The sequence below is a fragment of the Pseudomonas sp. 15A4 genome (genome assembly GCF_016925575.1).
Lineage (GTDB): Bacteria > Pseudomonadota > Gammaproteobacteria > Pseudomonadales > Pseudomonadaceae > Aquipseudomonas.
The window spans coordinates 4,766,938-4,786,478 of record NZ_CP068986.1 but is presented as its reverse complement, the minus strand read 5'-3'; the positions used below and the strand labels follow the sequence as shown (position 1 = coordinate 4,786,478).

Here is a 19,541-nt window from a genome sequence, read left to right as displayed (position 1 = left end):
GCATCCCGTGAAGCTCCGCGTCACCTTCCCCGGCCTGAATGCGCGTCGTCTGCGGGAAGCGGAGCGTCCGAGGCGGCGTTACCACGCGGAGCGTGGGAACGATCAAAAGAGGGATTTTGGCTTGATGACAACCATAGAATCTCCCACAGGGTATGAGCAAGGCCGGGTCATCCGTGTCCGGTCACGACACAACTCACTCATTCCGAAGATTCCCCTCAACCCCCGCAAACGTTACTGTAGCCACCACTTCCCCGATCCTGCCGAACGAGCCATCCGTGTCTACTGACAACCCTTCCAACAACAATTCGTCCTACACCTTCTCCGAGCAGGTCGGCCATCTGCTGCGCAAGGCCTACCAGCGGCATTTGGCGATCTTCCAGCAGAATGTCGGCGATTCGCAGCTCACGGCGGTGCAGTTCGTGACCTTGTGCGCGCTGCGCGATCACGGCCCCAGCTCGCAGACCGAGCTGGTCAAGGCCACGGCGGTGGATCAGGCGACCATTCGCGGCATCGTCGATCGCCTGAAAGCCCGGGACTTGATCAGTCTTGAGCCGGACCCGCAGGATCGCCGCAAAGTCATCTGCAGCCTGACCGATAGCGGCCTGCAACGGGTGCAGGAAACCGTGCCTCGCGCCGCGCAGATCAGTGAGCTGACCCTGAGCAAACTCAACCCCGCCGAACGCGTGGCCGTGTTGTTTCTGCTGCGCAAACTGATTGATGAGGGCGACGAATAACGCCCCCTGACCCTCTCGCCAGGCGTCATCTCCCTCCCGAAAACTCCATCGTCCTACAGCCTTTTCTCCGCTGGCATGCTTCCTGCTCTCGTTTCATGAAGTAATCACTTCATCAAATGCAAGCTACAGCAGGTAACACATGACGGCTGACACAAGCGAGCCACAGCGGGCGGCAGAGAAGACCGTGACCTTGAACGTCAACGGTCAGGCCACGAGCGTTACGGCAATGCCTGACACGCCGCTGTTACTGATCCTGCGCAACGACCTGCACCTTAATGGCCCCAAATACGGCTGCGGCCTGGGCGAGTGCGGCGCCTGCACGGTGATCATCGACGGCGTTGCCGCACGCTCCTGCGTGTTTCCGCTGGCGGGCGCACAAGGACGGCAGATCACCACGCTGGAAGGCATCGGCTCGCGGAATCGCCCGCATCCGGTGCAGCAAGCCTTCATCGACGAACAGGCCGCGCAATGCGGCTACTGCATGAACGGCATGATCATGACCGCCAAAGCGTTACTCGACCGCAACCCGCACCCCACCGAAGCGCAGATCCGCAACGAACTGTCGGCCAACCTGTGTCGCTGCGGCACGCACCTGGAAATCCTGAGTGCGGTCCTGCGTGCCGCACGTCATCAGCCCAGCCCGGATCCCGTCCAATGACCCAGACTTTGCCCACGCGCGATGAATTGCTCGCCCAAAACGGCGTGCTGCTGATCGTCGACGACATCCTCCCGCCATCCGGTCCGGTCGCCAAAGGCGGCACCCCCACCGTCCGGCCCGTGGAATTGGGGCTGTTCATTGCCATCCATCAGGACGGCCGCGTCTTCGCCTTCAACGGCCACGTCGATCTGGGCACCGGCATTCGCACTTCGCTGACGCAAATCGTCGCCGAAGAGCTGGGCCTGCAGATGGATCAGGTGACGATGATCCTGGGCGACACCGAACGTGCGCCGAATCAGGGCGCGACCATTGCCAGCGCCACGCTGCAGATTTCCGCCATTCCCCTGCGCAACGCGGCCGCCGAGGCGCGGCGCTATTTGCTGCAACAGGCCGCGGAGCAGTGGTCGGTCGATGTGGATTCGTTGGTCATCGACAGCGGCGTGATCAAGACGCAGGACGGTCGCGAACTGACCTTTGGCCAGCTGCTGGTTGATCAGCGTGTCGAGTTGCGCATCTCCGGCAACGCACCACTCAAGCGGCTGGAAGACTACAAGCTGGTGGGGCAGGGCGCCGCCCGCGTGGACATTCCGGGCAAGGCCACCGGCGAATTGACCTACGTGCACGATATGCGTCTGCCGGACATGCTCCACGGCCGTGTCGTACGTCCGCCCTACGCCGGTTACGACACCGGCGACTTCGTTGGCACCAGCTTGTTGGAAGTAGATGAATCCTCCATCGCCCACATTCCCGGCATCGTCCGCGTGGTGGTGATTCGCGATTTCGTCGGTATCGTTGCGATGCGCGAAGAGCAGGCGGCGAAGGCGGCGCGCGAACTCAAAGTCACCTGGAAACCGTGGCAGCACCAGTTGCCGGACATGAGCAACATCGAGCGGGCGATTCGCGACAACCCGAGCATTCAGCGGGTGGTGCTCGATCAGGGTAATGTCGAAAACGCCTTGGCCCAGGCCAGCGAGCGAATGACGCGAACCTATCTGTGGCCTTACCAGATTCACGGCTCCATCGGACCTTCTTGCGGGCTGGCGGACTACAGCGAAGAAGGCGTTCGGGTCTGGTCCGGCACGCAGAACCCCCACATGCTCCGCGCCGATCTGGCCTGGCTGCTGGAATACCCCGAAGAGCGCATCGACATCATCCGCATGGAGGCGGCCGGCTGTTACGGGCGCAACTGCGCCGACGACGTCTGCGCCGATGCCGTGTTGCTGTCCCGCGCCGTGGGCCGGCCGGTTCGCGTGCAACTGACCCGCGAGCAGGAACACGCGTGGGAGCCGAAAGGCACCGCGCAATTGATGGAAGTCGACGGCGGGCTCAACGCCGATGGCGGCATCGCCGGGTATGACTTCAGCACCCGTTATCCGTCGAACAATTCGCCGACGCTGGCCTTGCTGCTGACCGGGCGCGTGGAGCCGGTGGCGACGATGTTCGAAATGGGCGACCGCACCTCGATCCCGCCGTACGACATCGAACACATGCGCGTCACCATTCACGACATGGCGCCGATCGTACGGGCGTCGTGGATGCGCGGCGTGTCGGCGCTTCCCAATACGTTTGCGCATGAGTCCTACATCGACGAGTTGGCGTTCGCCGCCGGCGTCGACCCGATCGAATACCGGCTTCGTTATCTGCACGACGAGCGCGCTGCCGAACTGGTTCGCTCCACCGCCGCCCGAGCTGACTGGACACCCCGCACCCAACCGATGCAAATTCCCGAAGAAGACGGCGTCTTGCGCGGGCGCGGTTTTGCCTACGCGCGCTACATCCACAGCAAGTTTCCCGGCTTCGGCGCGGCGTGGGCGGCGTGGGTCGCAGACGTGGCGATCGACAAGCACACCGGCGACGTGTCGGTGACCCGGGTGGTGATCGGCCATGACGCCGGGATGATGGTCAACCCGGCCGGCGTGCAGCATCAGATTCACGGCAACGTCATCCAGTCCACCAGCCGCGTGCTCAAGGAACGGGTGACGTTCGAAGAGTCGACCGTGGCCAGCAAGGAGTGGGGCGGTTATCCGATTCTGACGTTCCCGGAAGTGCCGAAGGTCGACGTCATGATGATGCCGCGCCAGGCCGAGCCGCCCATGGGTGCCGGGGAGTCGGCGTCGGTGCCGAGTGCCGCGGCCATTGCCAACGCCGTGTACGACGCGACCGGGATTCGCTTTCGCGAACTGCCGATTACCGCCGAGGGCATCCTTGCCGCATTGAACAGCGCTGGCACGCAATCCAATAGCCAACCGCCGCAATCGCCAACAGCCAAACGTTCGAAATGGCTGTTTGGTTCGTTGTTTGCAGCGTTCGGCGCGTTGCTCGGCATGGCGGCGACCGCATTGCCCTGGCGTGGGGAAATCGCGCCGATCACACCGCCTTCAGCGGGCACCTGGTCGTCGGCGACCCTGGAACGCGGGCGTTTGCTGGCGGCCGTGGGCGACTGCGCGGTCTGCCACACCGCCCCGAATGGCGCCAGCAATGCCGGCGGGCTGGCGATGCAAACGCCGTTTGGCACTTTGTATAGCAGTAACATCACCCCGGACCCGGAAACCGGCATCGGTAACTGGTCGTATCCGGCGTTCGAGCGGGCGATGCGTGACGGCATCAGTCGCGATGGCAAACACCTTTATCCGGCGTTTCCCTACACGGCGTTCAGAAATATCGAGGACGCCGACATGCAGGCGCTGTACGCGTACCTGATGTCGCAGACGCCGGTGAAACAGGTGCAGCCCGCCAATGACATGCGCTTCCCCTTTAATGTTCGGCCGTTGATGGCCGGCTGGAACGCGCTGTACCTGCGCAAAGGCGAGGTGCAGACGCAGCCGCAGCAAAGCGCGCAGTGGAATCGCGGTCAGTATCTGGTCAATGGATTGGGGCACTGCGCGGCCTGCCATTCACCTCGGGATCTGCTGGGAGCGGAGAAGGGCGGCACGTCGTTTCTCGCGGGTGGCATGGTGGACGGCTGGGAAGCGCCGGCGCTCAACAGCCTGTCGAAAGCGCCGACGCCGTGGACCGAGGATCAGTTGTTCAATTACCTGAGCAGCGGGTATTCCGATGCCCACGGTGTCGCGGCGGGACCAATGGGGCCGGTGGTGTCGGAATTGGCGAAACTGCCGAAGAGCGATGTGCGGGCGATGGCGGTGTATCTCGCGGCGTTGAATGAGCCTGCGTCTGGCAGCGCTGATGTCGGTCCGGCAACGGCGACCCGTCTGGCACAGAAGTCGAGCGTTTCGCCCCAGTCGTTGAGCAATGGCCAGCGGGTGTTCGAAGGTTCGTGCCAGGGATGTCACGCGGACGGTCTGGGGCCGAAGTTGTTTGGCGTGAGCCCGTCGCTGGCGACCAATACCAACGTCCACAGCGCGCTGCCGGACAATCTGATCAAAGTGATTCAGCAGGGAATAGACAAGCCGGCGACGGCAGATCTGGGTTACATGCCGGGCTTCAAGGACAGCCTGTCCGATACCCAGATCAGCGATTTGGCCGCCTACCTGCGCAACCGCTTTGCGCCGAATGAGCCGCAATGGGCGGGGTTGTCAGAGAAGGTGGCGCATTTGAAAGCCAATCCCGGAACGCACTGATTGGGTAAGCCTGAGGGATTTACTGACTCTTCAGGGACTGCGCTGGACCTGTGCTGAATAAAGTACGTGTGGGAGTGAGCTTGCTCACGAAAGCGGTATCTCAGCCACAGAATATTCAGCGGATGTACCGGCGCCTTCGCGAGCAAGCTCGCTCCCACAGACTGCATTTCAACCGCTAAATATCTAGCGGGTGTACTGGCCTCTGTGGGAGTGAGCTTGCTCACGAAAGCGGTATCTCAGCCACAGAATATTCAGCGGATGTACCGGCGCCTTCGCGAGCAAGCTCGCTCCCACAGACTGCATTTCAACCGCTAAATATCTAACGGATGTACTGGCCTTTGGGGGAGTGAGCTTGCTCACGAAGGCTGCATTTCGACCGCTAAATATCTAGCGGATGTACTGGCCCTTGTGGGGGTGAGCTTGCTCACGAAGACTGCATTTCAACCGCTAAATATCTAGCGGGTGTACTGGCCTCTGTGGGAGTGAGCTTGCTCAAGAAGACTGCATTTCGACCGCTAAATATCTAACGGATGTACTGGCCTTTGTGGGAGTGAGCTTGCTCACGAAAGCGGTATCTCAGCCACAGAATATTCAGCGGATGTACCGGCGCCTTCGCGAGCAAGCTCGCTCCCACAGACTGCATTTCGACCGCTAAATATCTGGCGGATGTACTGGCCCCTGTGGGAGTGAGCTTGCTCACGAAAGCGGTATCTCAGCCACAGAATATTCAGCGGATGTACTGGCGCCTTCGCGAGCAAGCTCGCTCCCACAATTTAGACTTGTGGCGTCTGCGGGGCCTTCGCCACACCCCGCATCACCAGGTCCTGAATAAACGCCAGCCAGTCCGTGCGCTCTTCCTCCGCGGCCATGCTCTGGCCCAGGAACGAGCTAAGGGTGTGCAGGTTGGAGTTATAGAAGTAGCACAGCGACGCGATCATCAAATACACGTGCTTGATGTCCAGGTCCTGCCGAAACAAACCCTGGGCCTGACCGGCCTCGATGATCGGTCTGAGCACGCCGACGGCTTCGCCTGACAGGCGTCGCAGCTCCCCGGACTGGCGCGCGTGCTTGCCCTTGTGCAGGTTCTCGATGCTGAGGATGGCGACGAATTCCGGGTGGCTGACGTAATAGTCCCAGACGAACGCCACCAGTTGGCGCAGCGTCTGTACCGGCGTCGACGGGTCCAGTGACAGCAGGCTTTCGGCGCGGTTGAACTGCTCGTAGGTGTGCTCAAGCACTTTGACGAACAGCTTCTCCTTGCTGCCGAAATAGTAATAAATCATCCGGTCGTTGGATTCGGCTTCGGCGGAGATCTTCTCGATGCGCCCACCGGAATAGCCGTCGCGGGTGAACACCGTGATCGCCGCCTGAAGAATGCGCGCGCGGGTTTGATCGGCCTGTTGCGCGCGAACGCCAGTGCTTTTGCCCATGGTCGTCAGAGAATCCGGTAGAGCAGGCGCTCGACCCTGACCCGGCTGACACGGCGCAGAAAGGTGCGCACGCCCACCGGGTATTCGCTCAGGGTATCGAGCTCGTCGAACTTGCCGACCCGATGGGTATTGCGCATCAACAGCGCGATTTCTTCCGCGCGGGGCTTCAGCCATTCGCCCTTGGGGTCATCGATCAGCACGGCGTTTTCCAGGTCCAGCTGAAAGGCCCGGGGGTTCAGGTTGTTCCCGGTCAGCAGGGTGTAGCGGTCGTCCGACCACAGGCCCTTGAGGTGATAGGTGTTGTCGCCGTCTTTCCACAGATGAATATTCAACTGGTGCTTGGCGATCGCCGTCTGATGCTTCTGCATGAAGCGACGCAGGCTGATCTCGTACAGATACGGCAGCGCGGAGATCACCTTGAATGGCTCCTCCGGCGAAATGAAAAAGTCGTTGGCGGTCTTGTCGCCGATGATGATGTCGACCTTAACGCCCCGCTTCAGCGCGCGATTGATCTCGCGCTTCACCACCAGCGGCATGTTGAAGTATGGCGTGCACAGCGTCAGTTGCTCATCGGTCGCGGCAATCAGATCACAGAGGGTTTTACTCAGCGGGTTCTTGTTGCCAATGCCCAGCAGCGGAATGACACGCAGCTCGCCGTTGTCACGCACGCCATCGTTGACGTCGTAGCTGGCGCGCTTGAGGTGCTGGCGGAACTGACGAATCTCCCCGCGCAGGCTGCGAGAGCTGGGCGGCGAGGGCAGGTCGAGGCGATGCACGGCGTCGGACGGCAGAATGTCCTGCTGCACCAGGCGCTGAAACGAGTCGGCCAGGCCTTTGCTGTCGATCAGGTGATAACGATCAAGCCGGTATTTGCCGAGTTTGTGCAGATAAACGTTATTGATGCTGGCGCCGCTGTAAATCACGCAGTCGTCGATGACGCAGCCCTTGAGGTGCAACACGCCGAACAGCTCGCGGGTTTGCACGGGCACGCCGTACACCGGCACCTCCTGATCGTGTTCCAGGTTCTGCGCCTGATACCACGCCGAGTTCCCGGCCTGCTTGCCGGCACCGATCAGGCCGCGTTGGGCACGGAACCAGTCGACCAGCACCACGGCGTCCAGCTCCGGGCGCGCAGCCTTGGCGGCATACAGCGCATCGAGCATTTCCTGGCCGGCTTCATCCTGCTGCAAGTACAGGGCGACGATGTAAATCCGCCGGGTGGCGGCGGCAATCTTGGCCAGCAGTGTCTGCCGATAGTCGGCTGCACTCGGCAGAATCGTGATCGCCGTGCCGGAGGATTCAAAACCGCGCAGCGCTGCAAGGGTAGAACGTCGGAAGGGAGCCCGCATAAGCCTCTCGATGGGTCGGATCAACAGCGCACGAGCTTACACCAGAGTGCGCCCTCTGGTGGTTTTGGCAGCGTTATCCGTGAGTTGTTCAGCGGATTATCAGCGACGGCTCACCCCTTGCGGTCTCGCCTTGACCTCAAACCTTCAGAACCAGCTTGCCGCTGTTTTCGCCCTTGAACAGCATCTGCAGGGTTTCGGGGAAAGTTTCCAGGCCTTCGACGATGTGCTCTTTGCTCTTCAGCTTGCCCTGGGCCAGCCAGCCGGCCATTTCCATCCCGGCCTTGGCGAAGTGTTCCGCATGGTCCATGACCACGAAACCTTCCATGCGCGCGCGGTTGACCAGCAGTGACAGGTAGTTGGCCGGGCCTTTGACGGCTTCCTTGTTGTTGTACTGGCTGATGGCGCCGCAGATCACCACCCGCGCCTTGAGCGCCAGGCGGGTCAGGACCGCATCAAGGATGTCGCCGCCAACGTTATCGAAATACACGTCCACGCCTTTCGGGCATTCGCGTTTCAGCGCCGCGTGGATGTCTTCGTTCTTGTAATCGATGGCGCCGTCAAAGCCGAATTCATCGATCAGGGTCTGGCACTTTTCCTTGCCGCCAGCGATACCGATCACTCGGCAGCCTTTGATTTTGGCGATCTGCCCGGCGATGCTGCCCACCGCACCGGCGGCGCCGGAAATCACCACGGTATCACCGGCCTTGGGCTGGCCGACTTCGAGCAAAGCGAAGTAGGCCGACATACCGGTCATGCCCAGCGCCGCCAAGTACACCGGCAGTGGCACCAGTTTTGGATCGACCTTATTGAAGCCCTTGGGCTCGCCGACGAAATAGTCCTGCACCCCGAGCACGCCCTGAACGTAATCGCCCACGGCGAATTTCGGGTGTTGCGACTCAATGACCTTGCCCGCACCCAACGCGCGCATCACCGCACCCAGCTCGACCGGCGCGATGTACGACTTGCCTTCGTTCATCCAGCCGCGCATGGCCGGGTCCAGGGACAGGTATTCGCTTTTCACCAGGATCTGGCCTTCGGCGAGTTCCGCAACGGGCACGGTCTGGAAGGTGAAATCTTCACGGCTGGCGGCGCCCACCGGGCGGCGGGCGAGGAGGAATTGGCGGTTGTTCAGGGCGGTCATGGCAGGGCTCTCGATTATCGGCGAAGCGGCAGTGATAGACCGGAACGGCCCGGACAGCAAGGATTGCCACTGCACCGAATGCCCGCCGATCCACGCTGATGATGGCGCTCGTCTCCGATCATCATCGCCACCAATAGCCCGGCAACCGGCCTCTTGATAGTGCTGACGCTGACTGTGTCGCGACCGCTAAGCTGCGGCCTATCAGGCGTTTGCCGAGCTCTTCAATTAATAAGTACAAAAAGGACGATCCCATGAGCATGACGTTTTCCGGCCAGGTCGCGTTGGTCACCGGCGCCGCGGCGGGTATTGGCCGAGCGACCGCGCTGGCGTTTGCCGAACACGGCCTGAAAGTGCTGGTGGTGGATCTGGACAGCGCGGGCGGCGAAGGCACGGCCGAGCTGATTCGTCAGGCGGGCGGCGAAGCGCTGTTTCTGCCGTGTGACGTCACTAAGGACGCCCAGGTGCAGCAAATGATGGCCCAGGCCGTGGACGCCTATGGCCGCGTCGATTACGCCTTCAACAACGCTGGCATCGAGATCGAGAAGGGCCGCCTTGCCGAAGGCAGCGAAGCCGAGTTCGACGCGATCATGGGCGTCAACGTCAAAGGCGTCTGGCTGTGCATGAAATACCAGTTGCCGCTGATGCTGGCCCAGGGCGGCGGGGCAATCGTCAACACCGCATCGGTTGCAGGGCTGGGCGCGGCGCCGAAGATGAGCATCTACAGCGCGTCCAAGCACGCGGTGATCGGCCTGACCAAATCGGCCGCCATCGAATACGCCAAGAAACACATCCGTGTTAACGCGGTGTGTCCGGCGGTGATCGACACCGACATGTTCCGCCGCGCCCACGAAGCCGATCCGCGCAAGGCCGAATTTGCCGCGACCATGCACCCGGTCGGGCGGATCGGCAAAGTCGAAGAAATCGCCGCCGCCGTGCTCTACCTTTGCAGCGACGGCGCCGCGTTCACTACCGGGCATTCATTGGCGGTGGACGGGGGCGTGACGGCGTTCTGATCGGTCAGACCCTTTCAGCGAAACAGCAGACCGGCGCTCCTGCGAGGTATTCAGCTAAGCTCCACGGGCTGTCCACCCCCAGGGAATGTCGATGGATCATTTGTGGTTCGCCTATCCGCTGATCAGCGCTGCCGTGCTGCTGGTCATCGACCTCACGCTCTGGCAGTGGCTGCACCCGCGCTGGCGCCGGCGCAAGCTCGTTTGCCGGTTGGTGCTGTTTGTGCTGTTCAGCATGGCGCTGCTTGATGGCGGGCTGAGTCCGCTGTATCCGGTGCCCGCCGACTGGTCCGTTCCGCGACATGTGCTGGCGACCATTCTGACCATCGCCTGGTGGCTCTACGGCGCGCGAACCCTGACCGTGCTCGCCGTGGTGGTCATGGAGCCGCGCATCGGCGGCAAGGGCCATCTGCTGCAAGACGTCATGGGCGCGATCATCTTCCTTGTTGCAACCGTAGCGGCGGCCGCTTACGTGCTGGACCTGCCGGTCAAAGGCTTGCTGGCGACCTCAGGCGCCGTGGCGATCATCCTGGGTCTCGCCGTACAAAGCACCCTGGGCGATGTGTTCTCCGGCATCGTCCTCAACGCGACCAAGCCGTTTCGGGTGGACGACTGGATTCGCGTCGACGACATCGAAGGCAAAGTCATCGAAATCGACTGGCGCTCCACCCACCTGCTGACCTCCGAGGGCAGCATGGCGGTGATCCCCAACGCCATGGCCGCCAAGACCCGCATCGTCAACTTCAGCCGGCCGGACCATTTCCATTCGGTCACCCTGTCCATCGAACTGTCGACCCGCCTGCGGCCCAGCTTGGTCCTGGATTCCCTGGAGAAAGCGCTGCTCGGCTGCCGCGAATTGCTGGCCCAGCCGGCGCCATCGGCAGTGGTGGTCAAGTCCGGCCTGCGCATCGTCGAATACCAGGTCACCGGCTACGTGAAATCCCGGGACCGAAGTTCAGCGGTGCGCAACCAGCTGTTCGACCTGATCCACCGACAACTGGCGTCCACCGAAACCCGCCAGGACCAGCAACGCCCTGCGACCCGCCAGTCTGCCGTACTGAATACCGTGAATGCGCTGCGCATGCTCAGCGACGCCGACCGCGCGCAGCTGGAACAGCGCATGCGCCTGGGCGCTTATCCGGCGAAAGACATCGTGCTGGCCGAGGGCGTGGTGCCTGATGCGCTCTTCCTTATCGAGTCCGGCGTCGTTTCAGTGTCGCTGCAACGACCGGACGGATGGCTGGAAGTAGGGCGCATGGGGCCGGGGAGTTGCTGGGTGAGAGTGGGTTTGTTGATGGGGCACCGACGCTTGGGCGCTTTTGTGCGTACACCGACTGCATGATTTACCGGATCGACAAGGCCGATCTGGAGCCGTGGCTGGCGGAGCATCCGGAGTTGATGGGGGCGTTGGCGGGGTTGGCCAAGTTTCGGGCGAAGGCGCGGGCGGCGATGCTGGAGGCCAAGCCAGTGGTGGCGGATGCCAATGGGTTTCTGGGTTGGTTGCGCAAGAATGTGAGGCGGTTTGAGGTGACGCGGGGCCCGGGATCTGATGACAGGAAGCGCTGAAAAAGAGAGCGGGTGGTCGAGAGGTAAAACTCTCCCAGGCAACTGACACTCCGAGGCGTACCTTAGACGCTGCCGAACGCTTGATCTGAGCTATGCCTTGGGCGCTTGGGTCTGTCCGCTGGCTGACCTGAATTCGACTCATCGAAAGCCACTTGATCCCAAGGGAATGATGATGCCTATCCCTTGGGAGCTTTGATTTAGAAGTCTATGGTGCCTGAGAGTTTGACCAGACGCGGGTCGCCCTGGCTGAGATAGCCGCCGTTGGCTGAGGCCCAGTAGTTCTTGTCGGTGATGTTCTCCACATTGACGCGCAACGTCAGGTCCTTTTGATCGACCCTGAATTTGTAGCGCGCGCCGGCATCGAACCGGTTCCAGGTTGGAAGGCTCAGGTTATTGGCCTGATCCGCATACTGGCCTCCAGTACGAAGCATACGGGCGCTGAGGGCAGCTCCCTCCAGGCCAGGAACGTCCCAGTCGACGCTCGCATTTAGCTGGAAGGTGGGCACCCCGATGGCATGGTTGCCATCAGCGAGCCCGCCCGCGGTCTTCTTCAGCTCCGAGGTCATGCGCGTGCCGCCTGCCATCAGGCGAAGGCCTTCGATGGGCTCACCAAACACGCTCAGCTCAATGCCTTTGTTCACCTGCTCGCCGTCGCGAATGTAGAGGCGCTGTGTCGCATCGACGTAGCCATCGCTGGGCTTCTCGATTCGGAACACGCCGAGATTTGCGCCGAACGATTGCATGTCCAGCTTGATACCCGCTTCCAGTTGCTTGGTGCGGCCAGGCGGGAAAGCTTCCCCAAGGTTGGTGACGTTGGTACCGGACGCGACCGGCCCTTTGGCCAAGCCTTCAATGCGGTTTGCATACAGGGAAACGGTGTCAGTCGGTTTATAGACGATGCCGTACACCGGAGTGGTGATGGATTTTTCGTAAAGCGAGGTACGGCTGCCGTCATTGGCCGCGTTAGCCGCTCCGTTGGAAGTGGTGCCGTCGTACGAGTAGTTCTCTACGCGCAGCTGCTGACGGCGTACGCCATAGGTCAGCAGCAAACTGTCGTCGAACAAGCCAACGGTGTCGGAAACGGCCAGGCTTCGGTTGCGGGTTTTGCCGGTGACGCCCGGATCGCCCATATCGCCGCCAGTGCTGGAGACCGCCGTTGGCTTGGGCAGATCAGGTGTGGTGTAGATATTGGTATTCCCGGTGACCGGGCGGTAGAAGGTGTAGGCGTTCTCTTGCTGGGTCCAGAGGGTAGAGGCGCCGATCGCGATCTGATGACTCACCGGCCCGGTTTGAACATGACCGTTAAGCCCCGCTGCAAAGCTGGTGTTGTCCTCATTGTGCGGGATCTCGGAGCCGCCGACAGTGGCAACGCCGTTATTACCTACGAGGGTTGGCGTGCCGTATACGCCCGTTTCACGCGTATGCTTGGCGCCCCCTGCAAGGTAGGCAGTCCAGTTTTCATCCAGGTCCCAGTCGCCACGCATCATGCCGAACGTGTCTTCGGTCTCGGCATTGGTCCAGTCCTGGCCGTAGTTGTGGCTGGCGTCAGGGGCGGTCGGGATTTTTGTCGTATTGCCCAATTGCACGGTGTTTCGTAAACCGTTGATGCGCTGTTTCTGGTAGCCAAAGTCGGTAGAGACGCGAAAGTTGTCACCCCGGTAATCGAGTCCAGCGACGAACAACTTGGTGCGCTGGTTTTCGTCATCAATCGCAGTGTCGCCTTCGCGTTGGCTAAGGTTGACTCGCGCTCCGAATCGATTGCCCTCGCCGAAGCGTTGGCCAAGGTCCAGATGCTCACCTACGCGGCCGTCAGAACTGATGTCTTGGGTGTAACGGCGAGTCGGCACGTCTTCAGCACGCTTGGGCTGCAAATTCACGCTGCCACCCAAGCCCGTACCGGTGGGGCTCACGCCGTTGATAAACGCGTTGGGACCTTTGAATACTTCCACCCGCTCAATCGCGTCCGTGGAGAGAATTTGCCGCGGAAGGACGCCGTACAGACCGCCGTAGGAGATATCGTCGCCTGCCAACGGCAGACCGCGGATCACGAATATCTGCGACTGATTACCGAAGCCGTAAGACTGGCGCACCGACGGGTCGTTGAGGAGTACGTCTCCCACATCTTCAGCCTGCTGATCCTCGATAAGCTGGGAGGTATAGCTGGTCATGGTGAAGGGGACGTTCATGTTGTCCTGATTACCCAGAACACCCATCTGCCCGCCACGAGCGACCTGACCACCTGCGTAGACCTCAGGCAGCGTGTTGGAATTGGCCTTGACGGCATCCGCGTTTATGTCAGTAGCGCCGAGCTCAACCGCCGAATCGGCAGCATTGGCGATGAAGCTCGCAGAGCAGCAAAGCGCAAGCAGGGTGGGGCGAAACGGATGCGAAAGGAACATTAAGGGCTACCCAGCAAGGTGATCAGAATGGATTGACGCCTCCCTGGCAATGCGAAGTATTCGCAGGTGAGAATGATATCAGAGTGCTTTTGAGTTTGTTGCCACTGACGACACATTTTTCACATCGTGTGAAACGCCTGACGAAGTTGAATGCAAGGCGCTGCCATCAGCAGAGCCTGCTGTCCTTCCTGTTTTCACAGTCCCGTGGAAAACTACGCGCGCTGTGCACTCATTTTTTGCCTGTTTTGATGGAGCCATGGATGGAAATCATGAACAACCAGCAAGAAAACGCCCTCGAACAGTCACTCAGGCTGGCGGCCGATGAGCCGGCCCATCGACCTGAGTTTTTCAACACGCTGCTGAACTCAGTTGTCTACGTGCTTGGCACTGCCGGGACTGGCAAAGGTCATGTCACGCTCGAGGCGGGTAGCAACATCAGCATCGCGAGTTGGCAGAAGGCTGACGGCTCACCTGTCATCCCTTTTTTTCTTCTTTAAAAACACTGCAAGGATCCATAGACAGCGAAGAGTCCTACGTCGAAATCCCGGCCAGATCGCTGTTTGAAATCACACTGGGCGCGCCTCTCTTCCTCAACCCGAAGTCCCCTTACGGGAAAGAGTTTTTGCCGGAGGAAGTGCGCCATCTGCTCTCCGACGGGATCGGCCAAAAGCCAGCGCAGCGCACGGTCGAAAAAGACACGAACGTGCTGCTCGGACAGCCGTCGCAATACCCGTCCAGCATGGTCAACTCGCTCACGCAGCTACTCGCCAAACATCGCAACGTTAAACGTGCATTTTTGGCGTTGATGCATGACCCATCGGTTGATCAAAAGCCCCATCTGATCATTGGTATTGAAGCGGACGGAGATTTTGAACGGGTCATGCGCGAAGCCGGTAACGTTGCCGGAGATACCGCGCCGGATGGCGAACCCGTTGACCTCTATCGCGTGACCGAAGGTGGGGAGGGCCTTAGCGATTACTTCCTTAAGGAAACAACGCCTTTCTATGAAAGGAAGTCGGCAGGCTGGCTGCGGTCATTGCTTGGTTTCGGTAAAGCGTGATGAAGACTAAACGCTGCTGATAGCGATGGACTCGAAATACCTTTGTGAGCGCCAACTAGGTCTCCTCCCAATCAAGGAAGGTGCATGAGCCAGGTCAACATTCAACTCATCACCCATCTGCCCCCGGAGATTCAGGCGCTAGAGAAAGAGGCGGTCGGAGAAGGCTTCCGGTTTATGACTCGCCTGATTGACGAGTGGAACTCCGGAGCAAATCGCTTCGATGCCCCCGGCGAATGTCTTATGGCCGCGTATTTAAACCAGCAACTAGTGGGCATCGGAGGCCTTTCAGTTGATCCATATGCCGCAAAGAGCATGGCACGGTTGCGACGGGTTTATGTCAGCGCTTCATCAAGGCGGCACCATGTGGGACAGACGCTAGTGAAGGCACTAATTGTATATGCCGCTCTGCGCTTTCAGAGCGTGGGCCTTTTCACGGATACCGCTGAAGGCGACGCTTTTTATCTGAAGTGTGGCTTCACGCGAACAGATCATGAAACTATTCATGCTACCCACGCCATGTGCTTGAGCAATACCTGACTCAAGCACGGTTGGCCAAGACTGATGAGTGCAGCCGTCTTCCTGTCTCAATGGCGCAGGTTTATTCCTTATCGTCCGACTCTCTCAAACCGGGCTTTGCGGCGGAGTGTGGTAGACGGATTCGTTATCCGACGTCGCAGTGTGGAAGCTGGCGTCGTCATCCGAGGAGTCATCCACCGGCACTGTGGTTTGAACCTGGAGCGGGGCAGGTGCCGCCGAAGACCTCGACCCAGGCCGCGCTGCTTCGCTAGAAGGGCCGCCGCTGATCGTGGGTTGCGCCTGCTCACCCTTGAGGCTTGCCCGAACACTGCCTGCTGGAGACTTGGTAGAGGAGGGCGCCGGGTTCTCCGCATTCGTGATCCGGTTGCCGGTCAGGCTGGTTCGTGGAAGAGAGCCCGAATCAGACGCCGCCCGCTGGGACCGTTGACTGGACGGTCTACTGGTGCGGGTTGCCTCGTCGGCGGGAGGTTCACCCGGAGCGTCGGCCGGGTCTTCATGCACGGATTGAGCGGTCTCGGTAGCGCCTGCCGTGGTTTCCGCCGTTGTCTTGCGTCGCGACTTGAAGTCGTCAACCAGCTTGTCCCCGACTGCCACACCAGCAGCGTTGCTGCCGAACACGAGCGAGCCGCCTGCCGTATTGATGGCGTGTTTTGCAAAGGAACTCAGCGCGGGGTGCTGCGCGCTCAAGGCGTTGACCGCAGCGCCTTTACCGGCTTCCAGTGCGGTGAAGCCAGCGGTCAGCGTGCTGACATTGGCGGCGCCGGAAGGGGTGAAAGTGGCTTTAGCGGTTCTCGACACCGCTCCGAGCGGATCGGATACCAGGGTGCGGCCGGCGTCGGCCAGACGTCCCACTCCATTGGCGAGCGGCGTACGGATGGTTTTCGCGTCCCGCAGTGCCTTCAACGTGTCGATCCATTCGGTTTCCTGACTCAGATCCTCTTTGGCCTCGGCATCTCTTCGTCCCAGCAGGAGCGCGGGGCCACTGGTGCCTTGTTCGGTGCGCCGACTGTTGGCGAGGTACCCGGTGCCGGTCCCTGCCGCGAGCCCACCCGCAATGGCAATGGCTGTGTCCACAATGGGCTCGGCCTTCGGATTGATCGCCGCCACCACCGGGCTGACAACCGTCCTTAGTGCGTTTCGCATCGTGAACGTCTGCGCCTCCTTGGCGTTCTGGATGGCCAGGTTCGCGGTGGTATCGATAGTCTCCAGCGCGGCATTCAACGAATCATGCAGTTTGTCCGCGGGCGCATGCAGGTAGTACGCGTCTTCTCGAAGTTTTTTAATGGAAGCGCCGCCGACCTGATCCATCGCTGATGCCGCCGCGAGCGAAATCGTCCCCAGGGCCGCTGCCTTTGCCACCGGGTTTGGTATGTTCGCCCCGATTCCCGTGATCACGGGAATGGCCGCCTGAAGCGACGACGCCACCGCGAACGGTGCGCCGCCCGCCGTACCCGACACCATTGAAGCGTTGCGGTCCATATTCTTGGCTTTTTCCATCAACGTTCCAAGCTCCTGGAACGAGATGTTCTCCTCCATCAGCTTGTTGACCCGGCTCTCTATGATTCGATCGATCTCCCCCGGTGCCCCGATTCCGGATCCAGGCGATCTTTGTAGGGCTGAAACTGACTGGTCACGTAGGTCGTGAGCAAATGCTTCATCTCACGGGCTTGGGTCAGCGCCGCTGCGCTTACCTCAGCGGATTGGGGATGACCTTGGCCCACGGACGCGTGGCCGGTGGCAGCCGTTGAATTTGACCGTTGCTGAAGTTCGATGGAGGGGGAGGGAACGGGGGTTGCTGGCCAGACACGCGCATGGTGAGGTCCTCTCTGGTTCTAGGGATGCAGCAAGACAGCACTGCTATCAAGGATGGTTTTCCAGAGGGTGTGTGGCCGAGCGGGCTATTCCGGTTCCGGTCGCAACGGCGGTATTTGACGTTTGTGTTTCAGGGTGATGACGATTTTCTGTCGATGAGGGCGAACATGTACGCAGCGCGATCAGCGGTAATAACGCGTGGGTGCGTTTACGGAAGGCAGTCTAGGACGGCAGAGGAAGATTACGAGTGGTCGGTCAGTACCGCTCCGTACATAACTGGTCCGTCTTCCTTTTCAAGTAAGGGGGCAGCTTTATTATTTAGATTAATGAACCCGGCCCTTATCGGGTCTTGCTCGGAACAGACGCCAGAGCGCTAATTTTTAAAGGTGGGAAGCAACCCCTGAATGAGTGACGATTATTAGAGCGCCGGAACGCCCGATCTGATAATCAGCCTACTGTTACGCGTGTCGCGGTGAAGCCAACTGATCTAAAAATCAAGCGATTTATGATACTAGCGGCCCCTACCAATCCATGTTTGCCGCTTGATCAGTCATGTTTGAAAGATACTCAACCAAGCTCTCCATCTCCTCCAGCGAGGTCATAGCACGGGCGTAAGTTCCATCTGTGCAAAATGTCACAATTGTTGGCAGGCTGCTTTCTTGAATATACAGCTGTGCCGGGGATCTTACCCCTGACCAAAGGAGTGTAATGAACTTATCGACTACCCCAAACGCCAATTCATAATCGAAATCCAAGTTGCTACCCAGAGAAAATTTCTTACTTCCATTTTTTTTGGCAACAACACTGGAACGGCACCCGCCGAGGAATGGAATGAGAAAGCTTCGCCGCCTTTTCCAAATGCGCCATGAGCTACATAATTTCTGAGCTCTTGCCGCAAGCAAAGCGCACTATCAAACAGGGATTTTTCTTCTATACTTTTTATATCGAACACGGCTCTGAACTTTCTTGGCCAATCCGCCGCTGCAAGATCCGCGATTTCATGCGCTGTCGTGACACCGCCAGTTAATATTGCTACATGTACCAGTACGTGCTCAGTCCAGCTGAAAAATGACTCGATAGCGGAAATCGCTAACCAACCCGCCTCTTGCTTGAGGTTTGAATACGCACCTCCTAAAACCCACACGCCCAATGGTAAATGTTTCTGCTTAGCTTTTAAGGCGTGCAGCTCGCTCTCTGCAGCCAATTCAGCGCACTTAGATTTGTAAGCTTTGCTCATGAACTCAAATCGGCAGTAAAGCGGAATACTATTATTAACTACGTTTACTTCGGAGAGTTCCATAGCCTGACGGGCAAGATGGTCAAAAAACGGAGTCGCTATCTTTACCGCTTTTTGGACGCGGGTCGCAATTTCTTCTGCCGCAGCACCTTCGCCTTCAGGATCATGAGCGTAAACACCAAGCCCAAACTTTCCATGCTCAAGCAGAAACGCAATACCATTAAAATCGATAGGAATGGACCAATCTATTTTTTCAAAACGGCCAAGATCTTTGAATCTCAATAAATCCACCATCAAGAAATACACTAAATAGTATGGCGGTAGTTTTCGCCTCGTAATTACCTGTTTGCGGTTGAACAAAAAATGCTTGTCAGCTCTCGTGTTGCCATCGGCAGCCTTAATTATTCCAAGTGCTTGCTGCGCTGACTTCCGAATCAGCTCAATGTCTTCAGGTGCCATGTCTAATTCCTACTAAAATTTTGACCTAAACAGTGGTTGATTGATCAAAGCGCGGTGTCTTCAAAGACTGGACCTGCACTGGGGTGCTCCAGCCATTTTAAAATAGGGCTCAGAAAGGGGGGCGGATTTATTTTTTTGCGCCAGAGCGAACGAAGTGGATAGTAGTTATCAATACCATAGAAGCTACATTTTCTGAATTTTCATTTTGTACTTGTCTTCTATATGGGAAATGAATTCTTCGATAGCTAATGAGATTGCGTCTAAGATGTCAATGTAGGCCTCTCGGGTTAGGCTCCTGTCTATTGCAAAGTGATGGACAATGCCGTGACGGTATTGGATTATTTCTGAAATTCTGTTTTCTAGAAATGTTATTGATTGTCCAATACGCTTCTTTTTAAAAAAGATATTTCTCACATCAATATTTAGCCATTCTTTGTATGCCTTGTTCAGCTGATCTAGATTCTGAAAGGTGTAGCTTTCGGCTATGATGCTTTCGATGCTTTGTTTGTTTTTTTGCACGTTTAGCATCGTGTTAAAATCAATCTTTGCCTTGTGGGTTTCGCGCTTTTCT

16 protein-coding genes and 1 pseudogene are annotated in these 19,541 nt (G+C 59.0%); 10 read left to right on the top strand and 7 right to left on the bottom strand.

Translation table 11 applies throughout. The features are described 5' to 3' along the window. The first annotated feature begins 275 nt into the window (after nucleotides 1–275). The 3 genes from JN403_RS21220 (at nucleotide 276) to JN403_RS21210 (ending at nucleotide 4,970) form a co-directional block, all read left to right on the top strand. Entirely contained in the window at nucleotides 276–734 is a 459-nt protein-coding gene (locus JN403_RS21220) for a MarR family winged helix-turn-helix transcriptional regulator (protein WP_240356716.1), read from the top strand. Nucleotides 735–873: 139 nt separating this feature from the next. Further along, entirely contained in the window at nucleotides 874–1,392 is a 519-nt protein-coding gene (locus tag JN403_RS21215) for a (2Fe-2S)-binding protein (RefSeq protein ID WP_205484136.1), read from the top strand. Continuing rightward, entirely contained in the window at nucleotides 1,389–4,970 is a 3,582-nt protein-coding gene (locus tag JN403_RS21210; protein ID WP_205484135.1) for a molybdopterin cofactor-binding domain-containing protein, read from the top strand. The genes JN403_RS21215 and JN403_RS21210 overlap by 4 nt, the downstream gene beginning before the upstream one ends. A 773-nt stretch (nucleotides 4,971–5,743) precedes the next feature. Here the strand turns inward: JN403_RS21210 and JN403_RS21205 are convergent. The 3 genes from JN403_RS21205 to JN403_RS21195 all read right to left on the bottom strand — a co-directional run bounded on the left by JN403_RS21205 (nucleotide 5,744) and on the right by JN403_RS21195 (nucleotide 8,890). Beyond that, nucleotides 5,744–6,400 carry a TetR/AcrR family transcriptional regulator gene (locus JN403_RS21205; RefSeq protein WP_205484134.1) on the bottom strand — a complete coding sequence of 219 codons (657 nt, stop codon included), beginning with the start codon at nucleotides 6,398–6,400 and terminating at the stop codon, nucleotides 5,744–5,746. Between the two features lie 5 nt (nucleotides 6,401–6,405). Then, on the bottom strand, nucleotides 6,406–7,749 hold the full coding sequence (gene pssA / locus JN403_RS21200; protein WP_205484133.1) for a CDP-diacylglycerol--serine O-phosphatidyltransferase: 1,344 nt from the start codon (nucleotides 7,747–7,749) through the stop codon (nucleotides 6,406–6,408). A gap of 136 nt (nucleotides 7,750–7,885) precedes the next feature. Then, nucleotides 7,886–8,890 carry an NADP-dependent oxidoreductase gene (locus JN403_RS21195; protein ID WP_205484132.1) on the bottom strand — a complete coding sequence of 335 codons (1,005 nt, stop codon included), beginning with the start codon at nucleotides 8,888–8,890 and terminating at the stop codon, nucleotides 7,886–7,888. Between the two features lie 251 nt (nucleotides 8,891–9,141). Between JN403_RS21195 and JN403_RS21190 the strand changes: the two genes are divergently transcribed. The 3 genes from JN403_RS21190 to JN403_RS21180 all read left to right on the top strand — a co-directional run bounded on the left by JN403_RS21190 (nucleotide 9,142) and on the right by JN403_RS21180 (nucleotide 11,466). Next, the gene (locus JN403_RS21190; RefSeq protein WP_074892538.1) at nucleotides 9,142–9,903 is read left to right on the top strand and encodes an SDR family oxidoreductase; all 762 of its coding nucleotides are present in this window, start codon (nucleotides 9,142–9,144) and stop codon (nucleotides 9,901–9,903) included. Between the two features lie 91 nt (nucleotides 9,904–9,994). Continuing rightward, entirely contained in the window at nucleotides 9,995–11,242 is a 1,248-nt protein-coding gene (locus JN403_RS21185) for a mechanosensitive ion channel family protein (RefSeq protein WP_205484131.1), read from the top strand. Beyond that, nucleotides 11,239–11,466, top strand: coding sequence for a hypothetical protein (locus JN403_RS21180; RefSeq protein ID WP_205484130.1), 228 nt, complete (start codon nucleotides 11,239–11,241; stop codon nucleotides 11,464–11,466). Before JN403_RS21185 ends, JN403_RS21180 begins: the two co-directional genes overlap by 4 nt. Before the next feature lie 197 nt (nucleotides 11,467–11,663). On the opposite strand, the gene JN403_RS21175 is transcribed toward JN403_RS21180, so the two are convergent. Next, complete coding sequence (locus JN403_RS21175; RefSeq protein WP_205484129.1) at nucleotides 11,664–13,865, bottom strand: TonB-dependent siderophore receptor; 2,202 nt, start codon at nucleotides 13,863–13,865, stop codon at nucleotides 11,664–11,666. Nucleotides 13,866–13,948: 83 nt separating this feature from the next. On the opposite strand from JN403_RS21175, the gene JN403_RS25690 reads away from it, so the two are divergent. The 4 genes and pseudogenes from JN403_RS25690 (at nucleotide 13,949) to JN403_RS21165 (ending at nucleotide 15,462) form a co-directional block, all read left to right on the top strand. Beyond that, a complete protein-coding gene (locus JN403_RS25690; protein ID WP_240356715.1) occupies nucleotides 13,949–14,362 on the top strand; it encodes an SseB family protein in 414 nt (137 codons plus the stop codon). A gap of 5 nt (nucleotides 14,363–14,367) precedes the next feature. Then, nucleotides 14,368–14,445: pseudogene (locus JN403_RS25685) on the top strand (hypothetical protein); the annotation flags it as partial. Between the two features lie 42 nt (nucleotides 14,446–14,487). Beyond that, nucleotides 14,488–14,925: an enhanced serine sensitivity protein SseB C-terminal domain-containing protein gene (locus tag JN403_RS25680; RefSeq protein ID WP_240356712.1), complete on the top strand. Its 438-nt coding sequence runs from the start codon at nucleotides 14,488–14,490 to the stop codon at nucleotides 14,923–14,925. A gap of 84 nt (nucleotides 14,926–15,009) precedes the next feature. Beyond that, on the top strand, nucleotides 15,010–15,462 hold the full coding sequence (locus tag JN403_RS21165; RefSeq protein ID WP_205484128.1) for a GNAT family N-acetyltransferase: 453 nt from the start codon (nucleotides 15,010–15,012) through the stop codon (nucleotides 15,460–15,462). An 84-nt stretch (nucleotides 15,463–15,546) separates the two neighbouring features. On the opposite strand, the gene JN403_RS21160 is transcribed toward JN403_RS21165, so the two are convergent. The 3 genes from JN403_RS21160 to JN403_RS21150 form a co-directional block, all read right to left on the bottom strand. Continuing rightward, complete coding sequence (locus JN403_RS21160; protein WP_205484127.1) at nucleotides 15,547–16,998, bottom strand: hypothetical protein; 1,452 nt, start codon at nucleotides 16,996–16,998, stop codon at nucleotides 15,547–15,549. 997 nt (nucleotides 16,999–17,995) lie between these two features. Next, nucleotides 17,996–18,970 (bottom strand): hypothetical protein, encoded by a 975-nt coding sequence (locus tag JN403_RS21155; protein WP_205484126.1) that lies wholly within the window; start codon nucleotides 18,968–18,970, stop codon nucleotides 17,996–17,998. 183 nt (nucleotides 18,971–19,153) lie between these two features. Further along, nucleotides 19,154–19,489 carry a hypothetical protein gene (locus JN403_RS21150; RefSeq protein ID WP_205484125.1) on the bottom strand — a complete coding sequence of 112 codons (336 nt, stop codon included), beginning with the start codon at nucleotides 19,487–19,489 and terminating at the stop codon, nucleotides 19,154–19,156. Nucleotides 19,490–19,541: the final 52 nt, after the last annotated feature.

Bases quoted from the DNA above. Each gene is read 5' to 3' on its own strand.
- JN403_RS21175 (WP_205484129.1), bottom strand. From the start codon at position 13,865: ATGTTCCTTTCGCATCCGTTTCGCCCCACCCTGCTTGCGCTTTGCTGC.
- JN403_RS21215 (WP_205484136.1), top strand. From the start codon at position 874: ATGACGGCTGACACAAGCGAGCCACAGCGGGCGGCAGAGAAGACCGTG.
- JN403_RS21195 (WP_205484132.1), bottom strand. From the start codon at position 8,890: ATGACCGCCCTGAACAACCGCCAATTCCTCCTCGCCCGCCGCCCGGTG.
- pssA (WP_205484133.1), bottom strand. From the start codon at position 7,749: ATGCGGGCTCCCTTCCGACGTTCTACCCTTGCAGCGCTGCGCGGTTTT.
- JN403_RS21205 (WP_205484134.1), bottom strand. From the start codon at position 6,400: ATGGGCAAAAGCACTGGCGTTCGCGCGCAACAGGCCGATCAAACCCGC.
- JN403_RS21185 (WP_205484131.1), top strand. From the start codon at position 9,995: ATGGATCATTTGTGGTTCGCCTATCCGCTGATCAGCGCTGCCGTGCTG.
- JN403_RS21190 (WP_074892538.1), top strand. From the start codon at position 9,142: ATGAGCATGACGTTTTCCGGCCAGGTCGCGTTGGTCACCGGCGCCGCG.
- JN403_RS21160 (WP_205484127.1), bottom strand. From the start codon at position 16,998: ATGGAGGAGAACATCTCGTTCCAGGAGCTTGGAACGTTGATGGAAAAA.
- JN403_RS21180 (WP_205484130.1), top strand. From the start codon at position 11,239: ATGATTTACCGGATCGACAAGGCCGATCTGGAGCCGTGGCTGGCGGAG.
- JN403_RS21155 (WP_205484126.1), bottom strand. From the start codon at position 18,970: ATGGCACCTGAAGACATTGAGCTGATTCGGAAGTCAGCGCAGCAAGCA.
- JN403_RS21210 (WP_205484135.1), top strand. From the start codon at position 1,389: ATGACCCAGACTTTGCCCACGCGCGATGAATTGCTCGCCCAAAACGGC.
- JN403_RS21165 (WP_205484128.1), top strand. From the start codon at position 15,010: ATGAGCCAGGTCAACATTCAACTCATCACCCATCTGCCCCCGGAGATT.